We start from the raw sequence: 21408 nt of genomic DNA, 5'->3' as shown, positions 1-21408 counted from the left end.
GGAAATTAAACTTTTTCCAACGCCTCATTTCCTGGCCGGCCGCGCGCCGCCCCCATCTCAGGCCTTGACCGCGTCGGCGATGCGCAGCGGGCCGTGCGCGCGGGCGTGCAGGCGGAAGCCTTCGCGAATGTTCTCGCGCAGCACCGCGCCCTTCCACGGCTTGGTGTAGAAGCGATCGATGGCGCCGTGGTTGATGGCGGCCATGATCGGCGTCAGGTCGGCGTAGGCCGACAGCATGATGCGGAAGGTGTCAGGGCACAGGTTCTTGACCCGCTCCATGAACTCGGTGCCGCTCATCAAGGGCATGCACTGGTCGCACAGGATCACCTGCACCCGGTGCTTGGCCAAGATATCGAAGCCCTCGGCGGCCGTCTGCGCCGTCAGGATGCGGTAGCCGTCCTGCGACAGGAAGTCGGTCAGCACGTCGAGCATGAAGGCGTCGTCGTCGACGATGAGCAGGGTTTGCTGGTCGAACACCGTCTCGTCGACCGGCGTCTGCAGCTGGCGCCCTTCGCGCATCATGGCCTCGAAATCCTCCTCCGGCAGCGGACGGCTGAAGAAGTAGCCCTGCATCTCGTCGCAGCCGTGGCGGCGCAGGTAGGACAGCTGGGCGTCCTTCTCCACCCCCTCGGCGATGACCTCGAGCTTGAGGCTGTGCGCCATGTTGATGATGGCCAGCACGATGGCGGCGTCGTCCGGGTTGCTGGTGACCTCGCGCACGAAGGCGATGTCGATCTTCAGTTTGTCGATCGGGAAGCGCTTCAGGTACGCCAGCGACGAGTAGCCGGTGCCGAAGTCGTCGATCGAGATCTGGATGCCCAGCGCCTTGAGGTTCTGCAGCACGGTGATGGTCTCTTCGGCGTTCGACATCAGGGAGCTTTCGGTCAGCTCCAGCTCCAGCAGCTCGGGGGCGATGTCGTGCTCCTTGATGGCCTTGAGTACCTCCTCCTCGAGCCCACCGACGAAGAACTGGATGCCGGAGACGTTCACCGACAGGTGCACGGCCCAGCCGTGGGTGCGGCGCCATTCGGCGATCTTGCGGCAGGCCTCGTGGATCACCCACGAGCCGACCCGCACGATCAGGCCGGTCTCTTCGAGGATCGGGATGAACAGCGCCGGCGACACCATGCCGTGGCCGGGCCGCTTCCAGCGGATCAGCACCTCGGCGCCGCTGATGCGGCCGTTGCCGATATGGACCTTGGGCTGGAAGTGCAGCACGAACTCCTCGTTGTCGATGGCGCGCCGCAGCGCGTTCTCCAGGTCCAGGCGCGCCAAGGATTGCGCGTTCATCTCGGCGGTGAAGAAGCGGAAGGCGTCGCGCCCGGCTTCTTTGGCGCGGTACATGGCGGTGTCGGCGTACTGGATCAGCACGTCCGGATCGGTGCCGTCGTCGGGGAACACGGCGATGCCGATGCTGGCCGTGACGGTGACTTCGTGGCCCTTGAGATCGAACGGCCGGCGCATCGACTCGCGGATCTTGTCGACCACGGCGATGGCGTTTTGCGCGCCCTCGGGCAGCATCAGGATGGCGGCGAACTCGTCGCCGCCGAAGCGGCCGATGGTGTCGCGCACGCGCAGGCAGTCGACCAGCCGGCTGGAGAACTGGCGCAGCAGCTCGTCGCCGATGGTGTGGCCCAGGGTGTCGTTGACGTTTTTAAAACGGTCGACGTCGAGGAACAGCACCGCCAGCGACCATTTGTGGTCGGTCGCCTGGCGCAGCGAGTGCGTCAGCGAGTCGTAGAACTGGCTGCGGTTGGGCAGGCCGGTCAGGGTGTCGAAGTGGGCCAGCTTGAGCAGGCGCTGCTCGGCCTCCTTGCGCTCGGTGATGTCGCGCGCCACCGCCACCAGGATCCAGCTCGGGCCGGAACGCAGGGTGCGCCGCTGCACCTCGACCGCCAGCGGCTTGCCGTCGCGGCATTGCAGCAGCAGCTCGGTCATGGCGCCGCTCTGATCGCCCGACAGCAGTTTTTCGTACAGTTCCTCGAGCTTGCGCATGTCGCCCTCGGCGGCCATGCCCGGGCCGATCTTGAGGAAGTCCTCGCGCTCGTAGCCGAGCATGCGGCAGGCGGTGGCGTTGACGTCGACGAAGCACATGCCGGCGCGGTCGACCAGGAAGATGGCGTCGGCGGTGGCGTCCATGGCCAGCCGGAAGCGGCGCAGGTCCTCGTCGAGGCGGATGCGGGCGTTCATGTCCAGGGTCAGTTGCGCGTGGTGGCGCTTGATCTCGTCGTACAGCAGCAGGTTTTCGTAGGCCACCGAGATCTGCGCGGCCACCGTGGCGGCGACGCGCTCGTCGACCTCGGAGAAGCCGTCGGCGCCGAGCTTGTCGACCAGGTAGAGCCAGCCGTGGGTGCGGTCGCGCGAGGCGATCGGCACGCCCAGGAAGGAGTGCACCGGCGGATGGCCGGCCGGCAGGCCGATGTTGGCCGGGTCGCCGTCGAGGTCGTTGATGCGGCACGGCAGGCGCTGGTCGAGCAGGCCGCGCAGCACGCCGGCGCGCGGCGATTGCGCGATCTGGCGGATCGGCACGCCGGCGCCGCAGCTGGCGTAGTAACTGAGCTCGCTCGCGCCGGCCTCCAGCACGCCGATGCAGGCGTATTTGGAGACGCAAATGTTCTGCGCCACGCGGCAGCCGATTTCGACCAGCGCGCGCGGATCGCGCTCGGTGCCCAGCTCGATGCCCAGCTCGATGAGCGCGGTCAGCCGCAGGCTCACCGCCTGCAGGCTGGACAGCGAACTCGACAGCCGCTGCGTCATCAGCGACAGGTGCTCGGGCGCGCCGTCGGCCGCCTCGTTCGAGCCGTGGGCGAACTGCGTGATCAGCTGGCTGCTCGATTCGAGCTCGCCCAGGTACTCGGCCACCTTGTCGTCGATGTTGTGGAAGCGCCCCTCCTGCGGCGGCTCGGGCGCGAAGGCCGGCAGGTCGCCGATGCCATCGTCGTCGCCGTCGCCGACCATGGCCAGCCCCAGCGCCTCGTGCACGGTGCGCAGGATCACGTCCGGATCGGACGGCTTGGGCAGCACCCAGCGCACGCCGCACGACTGCGCCACGGCCATCGCCTCGCGCTCGCGGTAGGTGGCGGTGTAGAAGATCACCGGCACGTCGGCCGTCTCCGGATTGCCGTGCATGCGGGTGACGAACTCGTAGCCGTCCATATTGGGCATGAGGATGTCGGAGATGACCAGGTCGGGCCGCTCGGCCAGCACCATTTTCAGGCCCTCGGCCCCGTTGGAGGCCTCCAGCAGGCGGTGGCCGCCGTAGCCCAGCAAGGTCATCAGGAACTCGCGGTTGAGTACGTGGTCGTCCACGATCAGGATCGTGGCGATGTCGTTTTTAGACGGGGTCGACATCTCCCCGTCCAAAAAAGACTCGATTTGCGTGACAAACGTGTCCGGTTCGATCGGCTTGCCGATGTAGCCGTCGAAGCCGGCCTCGAGCAGGCGTTCGCGGTCGCCGACCATCGCCAGGGCCGTCACGGCCAGGGTCGGGATATGGCGCACCGTCGCGTCGCCCTTGAGCGCGGCAACCACGCCGTAGCCGTCGAGCTTGGGCAGATGGACGTCGCAGATGATCAGGTCCGGCAGCTCGCGCAGCGCGGCCGCCACGCCCGCCTCGCCATCGACCGCCGACAGCGGCGTGTAGCCGAACGCCCGCAACAGGTAAACCATCAACTCCATGTTGGTGGCATTGTCTTCAATAATCAGTATACGTGCCGACACCTTGTGACTCCCCCTGTGATGACTGCAGCGGCAGCGTCAGTGTAAAAATACTGCCGACGCCATACTCGCTGTCAAACAAAATTTCCCCATGCAACAGGGTCGCCAACTTCTGGCTCAAATGCAGCCCCAGCCCCGTGCCCTCGAACTGACGCATCGAACTGGCTTGCAACTGCGATAGCGCCTGGCGCCGCCCGCCCTGACCGGCGTCGACACCGCAATCGCTATCGCTGATACTGATGGTGGCGCGGGCCCGCCCGTCCACCTCCGCCGTCCCCAGCCGCACCCGCACGGTGCCGCTGTCGGTGAACTTGATCGCGTTGTCGACCAGGTTCATCAAAATCTGCTGCAGGGCGCGGCGGTCCGTCTCGACCGTCACTTCCCGTTCGGAATCCACCAGCGCCAGCGCCAAGCCCTTAGTGCGCGCCTGCGGCTGCAGCAGCGCCAGCACCTCGTCGATCACCGGCCGGCACGGCAGCGGCACCAGATCGAGCGCCACTTTGCCGGACTCGATCCTGGTCAAATCGAGCAGGTCGTTGATCAACGACAGCAGGTGGCGCGCACTGCTTTGCACCATGCGCAATTGCTTGGTCTGTTCCGAATTAATCGGCCCAGGCAACTTCATCAACATAGTACCGGTAAAGCCGATAATCGCGTTCAACGGCGTGCGCAGCTCGTGCGACATGCCGCCGAGGAAGCGGTCCTTGGCCGCGACCGCCTTTGCCAGTTCGACATTCTTCTCCTGCAGCGCCAGCTCGATCCGCTTGCGCTCGCCGACGTCGCGGATCGCGCTCATGATCAAGGTGCCCTCCTCCGTCTCGATCGGGCTCAGGCTGATCTCGACGGGGAACTCGACGCCGTCGCTGCGCAAGCCGTACAGATCGCGCCCGCTGCCCATCGGCCGCAGCGCCGGCCGCGCGCCGTAGTCGTGGCGGTGCGCGATGTGCGCGTGGCGCAAGCGCGCCGGCATCAGCATCTCGAGCACCACGCCGCGCAAGGCGCCGTGCTGGTACTTGAACATCGCCTCGGCCTGGCGCGTGGCCAGCACGATGCGCCCGCTGGCGTTGGCGACGATGATCGCGTCCGGCATCGATTCCAGGATGCCATGGAAGCGCGCCTCGACCAGCTTGGCGTCGCGCAGCACTTTGAGCGTGGTGACGTCCTTCTTGCTCCACAAAATATATTCCGGCGCACCGGCGGCGTCGCGCAGCAGCTTGCTGGTGCTGTCGATGTACACCAGCGCGCCGTCCTTGGCGCGGCGCACCGACTCGTAGCTGGCCGCGCCGGCGCCCAGCGTTTGCCGCACCACCGCGCCGCCATCGTCCAATCCGGGCACCTCGATCAGCTCGGCCAGCTTGCGGCCCGTCGCCTCGTCACTGCTGTAACCGAACACCATGCGCGCGCCGTTGGTCCAGTACACCACCTCGCCATCGAGCCGCGTGATGATCACCGCGTCGGGTGTTTCGTCGAGGATAAGGGTGCCGAAGTCTATCGCCATCGTTCCACCTGTCGTTCCACCAGTCTTTCCAGCTGTTTACTGTACTTCATACGAGTAACCATACAGCAACAAATCGCGCAAAACATCACACAAAATCACACAGGTGTTGCGGTTTTGATTTCCGCCAGCGCGCAACGCATGATTTCCGGATGCCGGCCCAGCGCAACATGGCCAATTGCACCAAACACGAGATTGCGCGCCCCGGGCAAATCGCTGGAATCCTGGGGCGCGACGATGTTGTCGTGGACCGAGTAAATGGATGAAAATAATTTGCGTTGCAAATCAGCCTCAGTGGCCGCCAGCGACGCCAGCCAGGTGCTGTTTCGCCGCATCTGCATGGCGTTACTACCAGGACCGAAGCCGGCCAGCGCGGTGCCGTGGTGCGGCGTGCCGAGCGTGATCACGCGGGCGATATGTTCGTGGCCATGGCGGCGCAGGTACGCGCGCGCCACCAGCCCGCCCATGCTGTGCGCGAGCACGATGACTTGCTCGCTGCCAGTCTCCGCGCACAGGCGCTCGACGGCCGCGCGCACCTGCGGCACGAAGTCGTCGATCGACGCGCCGGGCGGCTCCAGGTCGATGCCGTAATGGCTGATGCGTGCTTGCGTTAGCAGCTTGCTCATCGGAAGCCAATAGCCGCTGTTGCCGGCGTAGCCGTGGATCAGCAGCACCGGCAAGCCGCGCGCGGTCGGTTGCAGGCGCAGGCCGACGGGCCGCAGCATGTAGTAAGACGATGTCAACATCGATGATAAAAATTCATGCGCGAGCAGCTTGATCGCGGTGTGGGGATTGAGCGCGTGGCCGGGCGGCGTGGCGCTGCGCGCGCGCCGGCTCATGCGGAAGTTGTTGGCGTTGATGAGCAGGCGCACCAGCAGCACGATGGCCGCCGCGATGGTCACGCAAACGAGCGCCGCGACGGGTGCGCCGACCGCCGCGCGCCACGCTGGATGCCACCAGCGATACAGCGACAAGGACAGCGCCAGCATCGCGCCAATCTGGACCGCCAAGAGGACGATGAGGAAACGTTTAATCATGGACTCATCATACTCTTGCGATACGAACGGAGATAGCGTCTCAAGCGAACTGAACGATATCTAAAACCTGTCGGCACAACAACCGATTTCGTAGGGGGGATTAGCGCGCAGCGCGTAATCCACCATGAGCCGCCGACGGACCCTGGCGGATTACGCTGCGCTGATCCGCCCTACGTATTTCCCCGTCATTTTCCGCGTCATTTCCAACGCGAGCGTAGTGGCCAGCCTGGCCGTCACGCCATACACCGACAGCTGCGGATTGGCGCCGATCGAGGTCGGGAACAGCGAGCCGTCGTGCACCGACACATTGCGCAGGCCGCGATAGCGGCCGCCGGCATCGGTCACGCCCAGCCGCTCGTCGGCCGACATCGCGCAGCCGCCCATCACATGCGCCGACACCACGCGCGTGGCCAGCAGCTTGAAAGGCAGTGCAGCGATCGCAGCCTTCGCCTGCTGCCAGCTGGTGTATTCGCCGGCAGCCTCGTGCACCGGCATCACCGTCCTGGCGCCGGCCGCGAACTGGATCTCCGCCATGCTCAGCAAGGCGCGCCGGGCGCCGTCCCACAGGTAGTCGCCGATCGGATAATCGAGCACCGGCGCGCCATCATTGGACACGGCCACGCTGCCGCCCGGCGCGTCCGCGTGGAAGCCGTCGCGCAGCAGCGCCAGCAGCGCCTGCGCATGCGGAAACTGCGCCATCAGGCGCGCGTGCTGCGCCCCAAAACCGGCCATCGTGGTCGACATCAGCACCGGATGCAGCGGCGGCGCCTCGAGCTTGTAGCCGACCGGGCCGTCGATGGCTTGCGTGTGCAGGAAGTGGTCGGAATAGACCGACTGCGGCGCGCCCGCATACGCGTCCACGCGCTGCGCGAAAACGGCGGCCGAGACCAGCGTCGGATGCAGGAAGGTGCGCTTGCCCAGCAAGCCGTGCGGATCGGGCGCGACGGAACGCAGCAGCAGCGCCGGCGTGTTGATGGCGCCGCCGGACAGCACGAAGTGCCTGGCGCGCAAGGTGATGCGGCGACCCGCCGGCGCCAGGCCGGCGGCGTCCAGCGCGACGCAATCGAGCTGCGCCACCTGGTCGCCCTTGATCAGCAAGCGCTCGGCGCGGGCGCGCGTGAGCAGGGTCGCACCCAGCGTCAGCGCCGCCGGGATCGTTGTGACCAGCATCGACTGCTTGGCATTGGTCGGGCAGCCCATGCCGCAATAGCCGAGGTTCCAGCAGCCGTTGACATTGCGGTGGATGATGCCGGTTGCTATGTTCAGCTTGCCGGCGCCGCGCCGCAGCACATCGTTGTTTTCGTTCGGCGGCGGCGCCCATTCGGCGATGTTGAGGCGGCGCTCCATCATCGCGAACCACGGCGCCATCGAATCGGGCGTGTAGTCGGCAAGGCCGTAGTGTTTGTTCCAGTACGCCAGCGTGCCGGCCGGCGTGCGGAAGCTGCTGGTCCAGTTGACCGTGGTGCTGCCGCCGACGGTGCGGCCCTGCAGGATGTTGATGCCCTTGTCGCGCGTCTTGCGCGCCGCCGATTCCTGGTACAGCGCCGGATAGGCGTCGGCCTCGCGCATCTTGAAGTCGGTCGACGACTTCAGAGCGCCCTCCTCGACGATCAGCACGCGCAGGCCGGCGCGCGCCAGGATCTCGGCCGTGACGCCGCCGCCGGCGCCGCTGCCGACGATCACCACGTCCGCCTCCATGACCAGGTCTTCGTTGAGCCGCGCGCAGTCGGTCACGCGCCAGCCGGCGGCCAGGCCGGCGTGGATCGGATCGGGGATCGGTCCTTTCTGCACAGCGATGGGGATGTTGGTATTGCTCATCTTGCTCATGCCAGTTCCTTGATCGGGCCGGGATAGCCGATCGCGGACCAGTTGGCCGGCTGCGCGTACCAGGCGCCGATGATCAGGTCGTGCAGCGCGAGGTAGGCGGTTTGCAGGGTTTGCAGACGGTGGTGCCGCCAGCTTTGCAGGAAAGCGTCCACCGCGTCCGGCGAGGCGTGCTCCCAGCCGCCGGAGACGCCGGCCAGCATGCGCCGCACCGGCGCCAGCGACAGCAGGCCGAACAGGTCTTGCAGTTGTTTTTGCGAGGCCGGTGCGAGCCCGGCGATGGCGGTGCCGACGTGGTCGACGGTTTGGTGAATGACGGCGGCACGGGCGGCCGGTTCGGTCGGCAGCACGGGGCCGAGCATGGAGGGGATCACGGCAGTGAGCAGTATCGTCGCGGGGCCGTCGAGCGCGAAGCGATGGCCTCGCATCGGCGCGTAGGCCAGGCGGTAGACGGCGCCGCCGGCGGCGAGTGCGACCGCCCCGGCCACGCCGACCTTGAGAAAAGATCTGCGGTTTGAATCCATGGTCCCCACCCGTTCATATTATTGTCGTTCTAGCCGCCCTTGCCCGCCTTCTGCTTGCCGGTCATGTGGCGGGCGATGCCGCGCAAAATATTCACTTCTTCCTTCTCCAGTTGCGCGCGCGAGAACAAGCGCTTGAGCCTGGGCATCAGCTTGCGCGGGTTGTCCGCGTCCAGAAACCCGATCCCCACCAGCGCCTGCTCCAGATGCTGGTACATGCCCTCGATCTGCGCCAGGCTGGCCGCCTCGCCGTGGAAGCCCACATCGCCGACGTCGCTGGCGTCGCCGGCCGGCTGGCGCGGCGTGTGCGTCACGCCAGCGCCGTCGAGCACCGCCATCCGGCATTCGTAGGCCAGCACCTGCGCCGCCTGTGAGAGGTTCAGCGACGAATACTCCGGATTGGCCGGGATGTTGATCAGCACATTGCATTTCTCGACCAGCTCGTTCGGCAGGCCGAAGCGCTCGTTGCCGAAGATGAGCGCCGCGTGCAGCTCCGGCTGCGCCACCAGTTGCGTGGAGAGCTGGCGCGGCGTCAGCACCGGCGGCGAAAATTCGCGCAGCCGCGCCGAGACGGCGGCGGCGAAGTTGATGCCGTCGAGCGCCTCGGCCATGCTGCCGACAGTCCGCGCGTTGGCCAGGATGTCCTGCGCGCCGCTGGCGAAGGCGACCGCCTCCGGGTCCTGCGCGGCGTTCTCGAACCGGGGCGTGACCAGCACCAGATCGTTGTATCCCATGGTTTTCATGGCCCGCGCGACTGCCCCGATATTGCCGGCCCGGCTGGTTTCGACCAGAATAAATCGCAGTCGCGTGAAAAGATTCGTGTTGATTTCGGGCAGGTTCATTTAAAATAGCGCTATTGCGCGGTATCGATACAATAACTTCAACCTTGCGGCCAGGCCAACAGCCAGCCCGCAAACCCGGATTTTACCCTGTCGGCGCCGCTCCGCTCTTTAATTCACTCTTGTTCTCTAACGCGCCGCCGCGGCCCCTGTCCGCCGGTGGGCGTTAGCGTTCTTTTAACGGAAAAGCTTAACATGCACCCAATGCTCAACACGGCGATCAAAGCCGCCCGCCGCGCCGCCGCCGTCATCAACCGCGCCTCGTTCGACCTCGACCGCGTCATCGTGACCGAGAAAAACCACAAGGATTTCGTCACCGATGTCGACCAGGCCGCCGAACAGGCGATCATCGAGGTACTGTCCAAAGCCTATCCCGACCACGCCTTCCTGGCCGAGGAATCGGGTCCATCGAAGAACGCCAACGACGAGACTGAATACACCTGGATCATCGACCCGCTCGATGGCACCACCAACTTCATGCACGGCTTCCCGCAGTACTGCATCTCGATCGCGCTGTCGCAGCGCGGCGTGATCACCCAGGGCGTCATCTACGACCCGGTGCGCAACGACCTGTTCACCGCCACCAAGGGCGCCGGCGCCTACCTGAACGACAAGCGCATCCGCGTCACCAAGCTCGACCGCATTGCCAACGCCCTGCTTTCGACCGGCTACCAGGCCGGCAACGCCAAGGCGCTCGACGAATACCTGAAAATGTACGGCATCATGGCCGAACGCTCGCACGGCGTGCGCCGTCCGGGCAGCGCCGCGCTGGACCTGGCCTACGTGGCCGCCGGCCGCCTCGACGGTTTCTATGAAAAAGGCCTGAAGCCTTGGGACATCGCCGCCGGTTCGCTGATGGTGACCGAGTCGGGCGGCATCGTCGGCGAATTCAACGGCGAGTCGGACTACCTGTACAAGGGCGACATCATCGCCGCCAGCCCGAAAATCTTCGGCCAGATGGTCGGCCTGCTGACGCCGTTCGCTTAATCGACCGCGCTGCGCCCCATAGCGGCGCGTCAATAGACAATCTGTTACAAAAAAGGGAGCGTATGCTCCCTTTTTCATTTCCCAATTGAAACATCAAGCGGACTTAGCTGTTATACTAATAGCTGCGGCATCTGACCAGTCCTTTGCGCCGCAATCCAAAAATCCGATTGCCTGCGACTGGCGCCCTCCGCGGCGACAGGCCGATCTTCATATAAAGTTACCATGTCATTCTCTTCCCTCGGTTTGTCCGACGCTATTGTCCGTGCTGTCACCGAAACCGGTTACACCACGCCGACCCCGATCCAACTGCAGGCGATCCCCGCAGTCCTGAACGGCGGCGATTTGCTGGCGGGCGCGCAAACCGGCACCGGTAAGACCGCCGGTTTCACCTTGCCGCTGCTGCAACGCCTGTCGACCGACGCCGCCGGCGCGGCGCAGACGAGCAACACCACCACGCGTCCGATCCGCGCGCTGATCCTGACCCCGACCCGCGAACTGGCGGCCCAGGTCGAGGAAAGCGTGCGCACCTACGGCAAGTACACCAAGCTGAACTCGACCGTGATCTTCGGCGGCGTCGGCATCAATCCGCAGATCAAGCAGCTCAAGCATGGCGTCGACATCCTGGTCGCCACGCCGGGCCGCCTGCTCGACCACATGGAACAGCGCACCGTCAACCTGTCGAAGGTCGAGATCCTGATCCTGGACGAAGCCGACCGTATGCTCGACATGGGCTTCATCCGCGACATCAAGAAAGTGCTGGCCGCGCTGCCGGCCAAGCGCCAGAACCTGCTGTTCTCGGCCACCTTCTCGGACGAGATCAAGGCGCTGGCCGACGGCCTGCTGAACAAGCCGGCGACGATCGAAGTGGCGCGCCGCAACTCGACCGTGGAAGTGATCGCGCAAAAGATCCACCCGGTCGACCGCGACAAGAAGCACCCGATGCTGGCGCACCTGATCAAGGCTAACGACTGGTCGCAGGTGCTGGTGTTCACCCGCACCAAGCACGGCGCCAACAAGCTGGTCGAACAGCTGGGCGCGGACGGCATCGGCGCGATGGCGATCCACGGCAACAAGAGCCAGTCGGCGCGCACCAAGGCGCTGTCCGAGTTCAAGGACAACAAGTTGCAAGTGCTGGTCGCCACCGACATCGCCGCGCGCGGCATCGACATCGACCAGCTGCCGCACGTGGTCAACTACGACCTGCCGAACATTCCGGAAGACTATGTGCACCGCATCGGCCGCACCGGCCGCGCCGGCGCCACCGGCGAAGCGGTATCGCTGGTCTGCGTGGACGAGCACGACATGTTGAAGGACATCGAAAAGCTCATCAAGCAAACGCTGCCGCGCGAAGTAATCCCGGGCTTCGAGCCGGACCTGAACGCGCGCGCCCAACCTGTGCAGCTGCGCAGCGCCGGCCATCGTCCAGGTGGCGGGCGTAGCGGCGGCGGTGGCGGCGGCCAGGGCCGTGGCAAGCCAGGCGGTGGTGGCGGTGGCGCCAAGACCGGCGGCGGTGGCGGCGGTGGCAGCAAGCCGCGCGCTCCTGGCGCTTCTGCCGGCGGCAACGGCGGCGGCCCGCGCACGGCCACCAGCGCCCCGCGTCCGGCGTCCCCGCACCGCTCGGGCGGTCGCGGCCGCTAAGCCGACCCAGCTCTGATGAAATGCCGTTCAATGCAAGCTGAACGGCATTTTTTTCGCCCGGACCGAGGGTCGCCAATCCTGGGCACGCCAATCCAGGGTCAGGTCCACCATTTCTACACGGCCTCGTGAGTGGGAGGCTTCAACAGCGGAGCTCGTGTAGAAATGGTGGACCTGACCCCGGAGTGAAAGCTTTTTTATGTGGTCGGGCGAATATCGTTTACGATATCGGATTGCTAACGATTATCGGAACGTTGATGCCCCGCTTCGCCGCCAACCTGTCGATGCTTTTTACCGAAGTGCCATTCCTCGACCGCTTTGCCTTGGCGCGCGAGGCCGGCTTCGATGGCGTCGAATTTCTCTTTCCGTATGCCTATGATGCCGGGCAGATCGCCGAGCGCTTGCGCCGCCATGACTTACAGCTGATGCTGTTCAACCTGCCCTGCGGCGATTGGGACGCGGGCGACCGCGGCATGGCCTGCAATCCGCTGCGCGTGGAGGAGTTCCGCGCCGGCGTGCGGCCGGCGCTGGACTACGCGCTGGCGCTGGGCGTGAGCCGGCTGCACTGCATGGCGGGCAAGGTGCCGGCCGGCCTGGCGCCGGAGGCGGCGCGCGCCGCCTATGTCGACAACCTGCGCCACGCCGCCGACTTGGCGCTGCCGCATGGCATCGACCTGCTGATCGAGCCGATCAACCACTTCGACATGCCCGGCTATTTCCTCAACCGCAGCGCGCAGGCGCTCGATATCATCGCCGAGGCGGGCCGCCCCAACCTGTTCCTGCAGTACGACATTTATCACATGCAACGCATGGAGGGCGAGTTGAGCAACACCATCCGCGCCAACCTGCCGATGATCAAGCACATGCAGATCGCCGACACCCCGGGCCGCCACGAGCCGGGCACCGGCGAGATCAACTATCGCCACCTGTTCGCCCTGATCGACGAGCTCGGCTACACGGGCTGGCTCGGCTGCGAATATCTCCCCGCCGGCGACACCATCGCGGGCCTGGACTGGCGCCGCAGCCTGACGTCGTAAGCTGCGCATTCGCAAAGCAACCGTAAACACCCAGCGCAACAATAGTCCCAACCCCAAAGGAGCACCCATGAAACTGCCGCGTCTTTTCCTGCTACTCGGATTGCTGGCCCTGCTCGGCGGTTGCGCCAGCAGCACGCCGCGCATGGCCGAGGTGCGCGCCTTCGCCGCCCAGGCGCCCAAGCTCAACGCCTATCACGAACTAACCGAGCGCTACCGCATGACCTACCAGCGCGAGCAGCCGTTCCTGACGGCGGCAGCCGACGCCCGCGAGGCCGAGCTCGACGCGAAGCGCCGGCAGGCGTGCGACGATTTCGTCAAGCTGCAATACGGCGTGCAGGCGTACATGCAGACGCTCGGCGTGCTGGCCGGCGACGAGCAGTACGAACTGCGCGACCAGATCAAGACGATTAGCGGCGGCATCAACGCCTGGCCCGACTCCGGCATCGAGGAGAAACACGTCAACGCCTTCGCCCGGCTGACGACGCTGATCGCGCGCGCCATCACGGCGCCGGCGCAGGAGCGCGCCGTCAACCAGGTCATGCGCGACGCCGCGCAACCGGTAAAGGATCTGCTCGAGGCCATGACCACGCTGCTGAGGCTGTACGACAAGTCCAGCGAGAACGAGGAGCGTATCGTCATCGGCATGCTGGAGTCGGAGATTCCCTTCCTCGACCCGGCCCGCGACCGCTTGCTGACGGCGCTGGCCAAAAGCGCGCAGCAGAGCAAACAAGCCGAGTACCGCCTGATCGGCCAGCGCCAGACCCTGGCGCAGAAAAACCTGGCGGCGATCGAACAGAGCCACCGCGCGCTGCTCGACCAGATCCCGTCCAACTAAGCCAATATCAGCCAATACAGGAGCAGCGATGACTACCAATCCCATCCAACTGGAGATCGAAGCGCTGGCCGACAGCCTGTCCGCCAGCGCCGACGCCCTTCACACGCGCCTGATGCGCGAACTCCGCCAGAAACCGCCGGGCATCGCGCAGGCCACCGCGCAGGCGCTGTTCGAAAACGAAGTGGCGCTGCGCCAGCACGCCAACGGCCTGTACCTGGAGGCGGCGGTGCTGGCCGCCAGCGGATTGGCCGGCGCCCAACAGCAGTTGCTCGACGTGACCGCCCGCGCGCAGGAGAAAATCCGCAAAATCCAGCACACCAAGGATTTGATCGCGCTGACCGGCGAGCTGCTGTCGCTGGCGGCGGCCATTGCTACCGGCAAGCCGGACAAACTGGCCAAGCCGTTCGAGACCATCAAGCATCATCTGGAGGCGATGGACAAGCCTGCGGGTTGACGCCAGTTGGGCCGAACAAACCGCGCGATCTCCGGTCAAACGACGTAAGGAGCGCGCGGGATGAACGGACTGGAAGAACACCAATGGCAGACCTTGCAGGCGCGGCTGGAGCGCGCGCGCAAGGCGCTGCTCAGCCAACTCGCGGACGATCTGGACCGCACCACCGACGTGCGCCTGCCGCTGCCGCACGAGGCCGAAGCCTCGCCGGCCGACAACGCCAGCCAGCGCACCCTCAACGCCCTGGTCCACGAGACGGCCGCCCACACCACCAAACAGTTGTCCACGGTCAGGCAGGCGCTGGCCAAGTTTGACGACCAAAGCTATGGGCTATGCGAGAACTGTGGCGAGGAAATCGGCTTCTCGCGGCTCGACGCGCGGCCGGAGGCGCGCCTGTGCATCGGTTGCCAGACGAGGACGGAGCAGCGCCGGCGTTGACGCCGCCGAGCGCTCGATTGGAGCAACGACTCCGGCGGAAATCGCGGTTGCGCTGACTCAGTCTCGCATTCGCAACAATGCCGAATTACGCTGGCACCGGCCTTGAAGTGGGGTCGAAGTCGCGCCAATCGCCGGCGCTGATGGTGCCTTCGGCGCGTTCAACATCCTCTGCGCCGAGACCGCGCAACACCTCGAGCGCCTTCTGCTCCTGGCCGCTGTCGACCACCTCGACGGCGATCATCATGCCCGACTTGCGCGGCGCAACCTGGTTCTCTGAACTGCCCTCCTCCGGTTCGCCGGCATCCTTCATCTTCGAAAAACTGAACAGCGAACCGACGTGGGCGCCGACCAGCGCGCCGACCACCGGACCCAATGGGCCGGCCACCGGAATCGCGGCGGACCCGGCCACGGCACCGGCGACCGCACCGGTGGCGCCGCCCTGCACCACGCCGTCGTCGGTCTCCTTGGCGCCGGGCGACTTGTCGTGGTCACCGCCGAGCTCGTACGTATCGTGCTGTCCCTGCGGATTGACGTAGAACGCGCTGATGCGCTCGGCTGCGAAGCCCGCGCGCAGCAAGGCGATACGCGCATCCGCGATTTCATCCTGTAACTGGAAATGCCCCGCAATAATATTGCTCATGGTGTTCTCCCTGGTTTCGGCCGTAGCCCGGTCAGCGCAATATGCGCCCGTCAGGGCCGCGTTTCCGTGCGCTCACGCACTGTCGCGGTGTGTTATCGCGGTCAATGCGACCAGGTGGGCGTCCAGCCGTAGGACGGCTCGGCCGGCGGTTCGGGCGGTGGCGGTGGCGGCAGCCACTCGCGCGGATCGACGCGGTAGTACTTGAGGAACTCTGCGAACAGCTCGCCGTGGTGCTCGGCCATCTGGTATGGCTTTTCAAAGAAGGTTTCGGTGGCCACGGCGAAGAATTCGGCCGGATTGGTGGCGCCGTAGTGGTCCATCACGCTGTGCTGGCGGTACATCGCACTGTGCCGCAGGTTCTGGAAGTTGCGCGACAAGACCTCGGCCCACTCATTGTAGCTGTCCGGGCTGCCCAGATACGGGGCGCCGTTGGCGCGGCCGGACTCGCTGTCGAGCTGGTGCGCGAACTCGTGCAGCACGATGTTGTGGCCGTCAGTCCAGTCGTCGGCGCCGCGCCGCACGTTGTCCCACGACAGGACGACGCGGCCGTCGTCCCACGATTCTCCGAGCATGCTCTGGTGGCCCGGCGTGACGACGCCGCCCGGGCCGACGTCGGCGCGGCGCGCCACGAACTCGCTCGGATACACCAGGATGGTGTGCAGCGCCGGATACACCTTGGTCGGACGGTTGAGCAGCAACAGGCACGCCTGGCCGGCAATGATGACGGCCATCTCGTCGGTCACTTCCACGCCTTCGCAGCCGATGAATTTTTTCTGATGTAAAAACTGCACGACCAGCCGTTGCAGCTGTTGCTGCAATTCCGGGGCCATACGGCGGTAGACGGGGATGTTGCGGTGTAAAACGGTTTGCGCCTCGGCCGGCAACGGCCTGGCCAGCACCCGTTGCAGGCGCCAGCGGGGCACATAAAAAGGCAGCGCTATCGCCAGCGCCGTCAGGCCGATCCAGATCAAAGCTTCCATGTGCCGCGCGTCCGTGTAATGTCCATTGCTGGCTAAGTGGGGCGGCTTGTCTGCTTTTCAATATGCAAACAGCCGGGCATGCCCGGCTGTCGATGATACTCTTGTGCGCTGGCGCAGCGCGGCCGGCGGCTTAGTCGGCGGCTTTTTGCTCCGAAGGCGCCGAACCGAACAGCGCGGCGACCAATGGATCGCGCATCACCGGACCACGGTTGACGCGGATCGCGTAGTGGGTGTCGTCGGCCAGGATGTGGAAGTGGCGGCCGCTGCCGGCCATGGCTTGCTCACGGATGCCCGGACGTTCCTTGCGCGGCGGCGCGCCTTCGCGCTTCGGCTGGACGATCGCGGCCAGGAAGGCGGCGACGCGCTCCGGGTCGGGAGTCAGCTGGTAGACGGCCTTGCCCAGATAGGTGGCGGTGCCTTCGACATAGCGCGCCAGCTCGATGACGCCGGCTTCGCGCAGGTCGCGGATGTATTTGCGGGCGCCGGACGGCGAGAACTTGAGGAACCAGGCGATTTCGTCGGCCAGCATCTCGTGCATGGACAGCTCGCCGATCAATTTTTGCATATTTTCAATGCGACGCAGGGTCGCAGAGGTCGAACGCACACGCTCGATCGACGCCATCGACAGCGCCGGTTTGCGGTCCAGAGGAGCCGGGGCCGGACGTTCCACCAGCATCAGCTTGGTGGTCGCCTGCATTTCCGGCGAAGCTTTCATCTCGTTCTGAACCAGATGTTGAGGTTGTCTAACTGCATGCATTTGAACACTCCTTATAACAATTTGCCGAGATTAGTGGCAGCGAGAGGGGGTGGCCTACGGTGTGAAACGCCACAGTCTCTGCATCTGACTCAAGAATGCCTTGTCGTGGCGCACCAGTCTGTGCGGCAACGAACATTAGTGGCAGAACCGCAGACTTATTGATCTGTGAACCCTGTTCAAGGGCGTATGTGGCGTATTTACCAACCTGAATTCCGGCCCAATAGTCTTCGGACCCGCTCAATCAAGCAAAAGTTTCAACTTTTGTGTACGATTTGATACAGCACAAGCTTTTGTGCGGTAGCGAACCGACCACATCATGAAAGTTACCTATTCTTCGGTCCAACAGCGGTAAAACACTGCACTGCTGCTGATGAAGCAACAAATGACCATATTTATCAATCGGGAGCATACTTTGAATAAAACTAAGAAAATCGTCCTCGCCGTCGCAGCCCTCTGCGCGTCGTTCTCCGCTGTCGCTCAAGACGCGGTCATCAACCCATCGTGGTACATCCAGCCGAGCATCAACGGCATGAAGCCGGACAACGACGCTTTCGGCGTTGACAAAAAGGGTTACGGTGGCGGCCTGAAGTTCGGTAAAGCCCTGAACCAGAACTGGGATGTGCAGCTGGGCGGCACCTACGCCCGCTCGAAGGAAAACGGCGAGCGCTATCAGCAGCAGAGCCTGGGTGCGGACGCCCTGTATATGTTCTCCCGTAAATCGTTCCGTCCATTCATCCTGGTCGGCGCCGGCGTCGAGCGCGACAAGTCGAACCTGAACACCTTCGGCGAAATCGCCAAGAACTCGCCGTACGTCAGCGCCGGTCTGGGTTTCCAGGCCGACCTGAACGAGCGCACCAGCTTCCAGGCGGACATCCGCAACCAGCACGGCTTCCTGCGCGGCGATGCCTTCCCGCCTAGCAAAGCGGACAACGTCTACGTGACCGTCGGCCTGAACTTCGCCTTCGCCGCGCCACCGCGCCCTGCCCCACCGGCACCGCCGCCTGCGCCGGAAGCCGTGCAGCCGCCACCGCCGCCAGCACCGGTCGCGCCACCGCCGCCACCGCCAGCGCGCTTTGAAAAAGTGACGATGTCGTCGACCGAGCTGTTCAGCTTCGACAGCGCCAAGCTGAACCCGAACCAGCCTAAGCTGGACGAGATCGCCACCGTGCTGAACGCCAACCCGACCGTCGACAACGTCGTCATCACCGGCTACGCCGACCGTCTGGGCAGCGACAAGTACAACCAGAAGCTGTCCGAGCAGCGCGCCAACACCGTCAAGGGCTACCTGGTCGGTAAAGGCGTCGCCGCCAACCGCCTGGTCGCCGAAGGCAAGGGCGAAGCCAATCCTGTTGTCACCTGCGACAACAAGAAGCGTGCTGACCTGATCAAGTGCCTGGAACCTAACCGTCGCGTCGAGGTCGAACAGATCACGATCGAACGCCGCGTCAATTAATTAATTAATTGGGGAGCCCCGCGACGAAAGTTGCGGGGCTTTTTTTTTATATGAACAAAAATATAGTCTCGGTGCTGAAATGCACCGTCTACGAATGGCTCGACCACCGCGGCGGCAGCATGGGCGCGGCGCTGGCCTTCTACACCCTGTTTTCGCTGGCGCCCATCCTGGTGCTGGTGCTGGCGATCGCCGGCTGGTTCTACGGTCCGCAGGCGGCCCAGGGCGAGCTGTTCGCGCAATTGCGCGGCCTGGTCGGCAACCAGGGCGCCGAGGCGATCCAGCTGGTGCTGGCCGGCGCCCGCAGCAAGGAGGAAGGCCGTTTGGCCACCTTGATCGCCGGCGCCCTGCTGCTGTTCGGCGCCACCACCGTGTTCGCCGAACTCAAGGCGAGCCTGGACGCGATCTGGCAGGTGCCGCCGCTCAAAACGGGCACGGTGTGGGACGTCGTCCGCACCCGGCTGCTGTCGTTCGGCATGGTGCTGGTGCTGGCGTTCCTGTTGATGGTGTCGCTGGTGGTCAGCGCGGTGTTGACGGTACTGGAAAAATACGTGCACAGCGTCTGGATCGACGCCGGCGATCTGCTGACCGGCATCAACTACGCGATCAGCTTTGCCGTGATCGCCGCGCTGTTCGGCGTGATCTTCAAGATGCTGCCGAGGGTGAAGCTGTCGTGGCACGACGTCACCATCGGCGCGCTGGGCACGGCGGCCTTGTTCTCGTTGGGGAAGTATGCGATCGGCGCCTACATCGGCAACAGCGGCATTGCCAGCAGCTATGGCGCCGCCGGCTCGGTGATCGCGCTGCTGCTGTGGGTATATTACTCGGCGCAAATCTTCTTCCTGGGCGCCGAGTTCGCGCGTCAATATGCGTTGCAGCTGGGTAGTTTGCGCCACCGGCCACCGCCCCAAACCACCACCGTCACCAAGCAGAACCCCTGAACACCGACGACTCATCATTCCCGTGACAAAAAAAGGCCGGCGCATCGCCGGCCTTTCGCCATGGTCACTGCCCGGCTACTCGCCCAGCAACTCCGCAACCACTTCCATCCCCTCGACCCGCTCGGCGACGACCTTGACGATGACGATCACCGGCACGCCCAGCAGCAAGCCCCAGACGCCCCACAGCCAGCCCCAGAACAACAGGCTGACAAACACGGCCGCCGCGTTCATGCGCGCGAAGCGCCCGGTCATCCAGGTCGTGATCACCGTGCCCACCAGCGTGGCGATGGCCAGCGAACTGCCCATCACCAGCAAACTCATTTGCAGCGATTCAAATTGCAGGAAGGCGACGATGCCGGTGGCCAGCATGATCAGCAAGGGGCCGAAATACGGCATCAAGTGCAGCAAGCCGGCGACGATGGCCCAGGCGCCGGCGTTCTCCAGCCCGATCCAGCGCAACGCCACCCACATCAGCAGCGCCAACATGCCGTTCGTCACCAGCAGCATCAGCATGTATTTCTGGATCGAGGTGTTGATGTCCTCGAGAATATGCACGGTGATTTTTTTCTTCGACAGCGACGGCCCGGTCAGCTTGACCAGCTTGCGCTTGAACGTGTCCCCGGATAGCAGCAGGAAAAACACCAGGAAGATCACCATCGTGGCCTGGCTCAGGAAACCCATCAGCCCCATCGATCCGGCCCACACCCAATCCATCAACGGAAAATCGGAGGCCGGGGCCGGCGCGGCGCGGCGCGCGGCGCGCCGTTCCTGGGCGCCGGCCGTGGCCTGCTGTAATTCGGTGGCGACCGCCTGGATGCGCTGCAACGTGCTGGAGCCGCCGTGCAAGCGCTCGGAGACCAAGCGCGATAATTTATGCCCGGCGCTGGGCAGCTCTTCAACGATCGATTCGAACTGGCCGTGCAACTTGTCGACCACCATCGCCGAGCCGCCGACCATGGCAACGGTGATCAAGGTGGCGCCGACGATGCGCGGAATGCGGCGGCGTTCCAGCCAGCCCATCAATGGACTGAGCGTGTAACTGATCAGAATGCCGAGCAGAAGGGGAACCAGGAAGCCGCGCGACCATTGCAGCGCGTAGATAAAGGCAACCGTGGCGATGATGCCGAGCGCGAGGCCTCGGGCGTTCACATGTAGGGGGATGCGGGGAAGATGACTGGGATCGGGTTCGGCGACGGAGGCCGCACCGGTGGCCACATTGCTGGCCGGAGTTGGAGGAAGGGAAATCTCTACAGGCGGCTGGCTCATGATGACTCACAAAAAAATCCCGGCGCGGCATGCTCGAAAGGACGAGCACGGCGCGCCGGCAGATAATGCTTACTTGACGCGGATGTCGTTCTTGACCGAGGTCACGCCTTTGACGCCGCGGGCGACTTCGCCTGCTTTGGCGATGTCAGCTGGCTGGGCAACGAAGCCGCTCAGCTGCACGGTGCCTTTGAAGGTCTCGACATTGATTTCGGTCGACTTCAGGGTCGGCTCGTTAAAGATGCTGGCTTTCACTTTGGTGGTGATGACCGAATCGTCAACAAACTCGCCGGTGCCTTCTTTGGTGGACGTCGAAGCGCAGCCAGCGGTGGCCAGCAGCGAAACGGTGAACAGGGCGGTGGCGATTTTATGTGCGATTTTCATGGCGGTTCTCCTTGGAGTTATTAACTAATGAGTTTGTCAGCGAGCGGGACGTTTAGACATCTCTGCTACCGATGTAGACGTTTTACGTGGTTTCCAAATGGACATCTGTACGGTACCGTACACAGATAAAAATTTGACCCGGGACAGGCGGTTTCGCCCTCCCCGCCGACTTGACAA

At 64.6% G+C, this 21408-nt stretch carries 19 protein-coding genes; 8 read left to right on the top strand and 11 right to left on the bottom strand.

Annotation, left to right across the window (positions count from 1 at the left end):
* Window positions 1-57: 57 nt before the first annotated feature.
* The 6 genes from AC0IYS_RS10290 to AC0IYS_RS10265 form a co-directional block, all read right to left on the bottom strand.
* Complete coding sequence (locus AC0IYS_RS10290; protein WP_471705044.1) at window positions 58-3720, bottom strand: EAL domain-containing protein; 3663 nt, start codon at window positions 3718-3720, stop codon at window positions 58-60.
* Window positions 3695-5215, bottom strand: a complete 1521-nt coding sequence (locus AC0IYS_RS10285; RefSeq protein WP_471705043.1) for a PAS domain-containing sensor histidine kinase — start codon at window positions 5213-5215, stop codon at window positions 3695-3697. The genes AC0IYS_RS10290 and AC0IYS_RS10285 overlap by 26 nt, the downstream gene beginning before the upstream one ends.
* Before the next feature lie 95 nt (window positions 5216-5310).
* Window positions 5311-6249: an esterase/lipase family protein gene (locus AC0IYS_RS10280; RefSeq protein ID WP_471705042.1), complete on the bottom strand. Its 939-nt coding sequence runs from the start codon at window positions 6247-6249 to the stop codon at window positions 5311-5313.
* A gap of 150 nt (window positions 6250-6399) precedes the next feature.
* Complete coding sequence (locus tag AC0IYS_RS10275) at window positions 6400-8067, bottom strand: GMC family oxidoreductase N-terminal domain-containing protein (RefSeq protein WP_471708839.1); 1668 nt, start codon at window positions 8065-8067, stop codon at window positions 6400-6402.
* 5 nt (window positions 8068-8072) lie between these two features.
* Window positions 8073-8597: a hypothetical protein gene (locus AC0IYS_RS10270; protein WP_471705041.1), complete on the bottom strand. Its 525-nt coding sequence runs from the start codon at window positions 8595-8597 to the stop codon at window positions 8073-8075.
* 29 nt (window positions 8598-8626) lie between these two features.
* Window positions 8627-9436, bottom strand: coding sequence for an RNA methyltransferase (locus AC0IYS_RS10265; protein WP_471705040.1), 810 nt, complete (start codon window positions 9434-9436; stop codon window positions 8627-8629).
* A gap of 201 nt (window positions 9437-9637) precedes the next feature.
* On the opposite strand from AC0IYS_RS10265, the gene AC0IYS_RS10260 reads away from it, so the two are divergent.
* From AC0IYS_RS10260 to AC0IYS_RS10235, 6 genes are all read left to right on the top strand, one after another.
* On the top strand, window positions 9638-10420 hold the full coding sequence (locus AC0IYS_RS10260) for an inositol monophosphatase family protein (protein ID WP_090320397.1): 783 nt from the start codon (window positions 9638-9640) through the stop codon (window positions 10418-10420).
* Between the two features lie 222 nt (window positions 10421-10642).
* Window positions 10643-12058: a DEAD/DEAH box helicase gene (locus AC0IYS_RS10255; RefSeq protein ID WP_471705039.1), complete on the top strand. Its 1416-nt coding sequence runs from the start codon at window positions 10643-10645 to the stop codon at window positions 12056-12058.
* A 254-nt stretch (window positions 12059-12312) separates the two neighbouring features.
* Entirely contained in the window at window positions 12313-13092 is a 780-nt protein-coding gene (otnI, locus tag AC0IYS_RS10250) for a 2-oxo-tetronate isomerase (protein WP_471705038.1), read from the top strand.
* Between the two features lie 67 nt (window positions 13093-13159).
* Window positions 13160-13927, top strand: a complete 768-nt coding sequence (locus tag AC0IYS_RS10245; RefSeq protein ID WP_471705037.1) for a hypothetical protein — start codon at window positions 13160-13162, stop codon at window positions 13925-13927.
* Window positions 13928-13955: 28 nt separating this feature from the next.
* Entirely contained in the window at window positions 13956-14381 is a 426-nt protein-coding gene (locus tag AC0IYS_RS10240) for a hypothetical protein (protein WP_471705036.1), read from the top strand.
* A 60-nt stretch (window positions 14382-14441) separates the two neighbouring features.
* Window positions 14442-14816, top strand: coding sequence for a TraR/DksA family transcriptional regulator (locus tag AC0IYS_RS10235; protein ID WP_471705035.1), 375 nt, complete (start codon window positions 14442-14444; stop codon window positions 14814-14816).
* A gap of 85 nt (window positions 14817-14901) precedes the next feature.
* Here AC0IYS_RS10235 and AC0IYS_RS10230 read toward each other — a convergent pair whose 3' ends face one another.
* From AC0IYS_RS10230 to AC0IYS_RS10220, 3 genes are all read right to left on the bottom strand, one after another.
* A complete protein-coding gene (locus tag AC0IYS_RS10230) occupies window positions 14902-15456 on the bottom strand; it encodes a hypothetical protein (protein ID WP_471708964.1) in 555 nt (184 codons plus the stop codon).
* A gap of 101 nt (window positions 15457-15557) precedes the next feature.
* The gene (locus tag AC0IYS_RS10225) at window positions 15558-16436 is read right to left on the bottom strand and encodes a M90 family metallopeptidase (protein ID WP_471705034.1); all 879 of its coding nucleotides are present in this window, start codon (window positions 16434-16436) and stop codon (window positions 15558-15560) included.
* Between the two features lie 130 nt (window positions 16437-16566).
* Window positions 16567-17151, bottom strand: a complete 585-nt coding sequence (locus AC0IYS_RS10220) for a winged helix-turn-helix domain-containing protein (protein WP_315218941.1) — start codon at window positions 17149-17151, stop codon at window positions 16567-16569.
* 454 nt (window positions 17152-17605) lie between these two features.
* Here AC0IYS_RS10220 and AC0IYS_RS10215 point away from each other — a divergent pair, with 454 nt between their 5' ends.
* Together AC0IYS_RS10215 and AC0IYS_RS10210 are read left to right on the top strand one after the other, a co-directional pair.
* Entirely contained in the window at window positions 17606-18646 is a 1041-nt protein-coding gene (locus AC0IYS_RS10215; protein ID WP_471705033.1) for an OmpA family protein, read from the top strand.
* Between the two features lie 50 nt (window positions 18647-18696).
* Complete coding sequence (locus AC0IYS_RS10210) at window positions 18697-19584, top strand: YihY/virulence factor BrkB family protein (RefSeq protein ID WP_471705032.1); 888 nt, start codon at window positions 18697-18699, stop codon at window positions 19582-19584.
* Window positions 19585-19659: 75 nt separating this feature from the next.
* Here AC0IYS_RS10210 and AC0IYS_RS10205 read toward each other — a convergent pair whose 3' ends face one another.
* Both AC0IYS_RS10205 and AC0IYS_RS10200 read right to left on the bottom strand, forming a co-directional pair.
* A complete protein-coding gene (locus AC0IYS_RS10205) occupies window positions 19660-20850 on the bottom strand; it encodes an AI-2E family transporter (RefSeq protein ID WP_471705031.1) in 1191 nt (396 codons plus the stop codon).
* A gap of 69 nt (window positions 20851-20919) precedes the next feature.
* Window positions 20920-21231: a BON domain-containing protein gene (locus AC0IYS_RS10200; RefSeq protein WP_090320349.1), complete on the bottom strand. Its 312-nt coding sequence runs from the start codon at window positions 21229-21231 to the stop codon at window positions 20920-20922.
* Window positions 21232-21408: the final 177 nt, after the last annotated feature.

This window comes from Duganella sp. AC237, from assembly GCF_979254035.1.
This window is presented reverse-complemented; position numbering and strand designations above follow the sequence as displayed.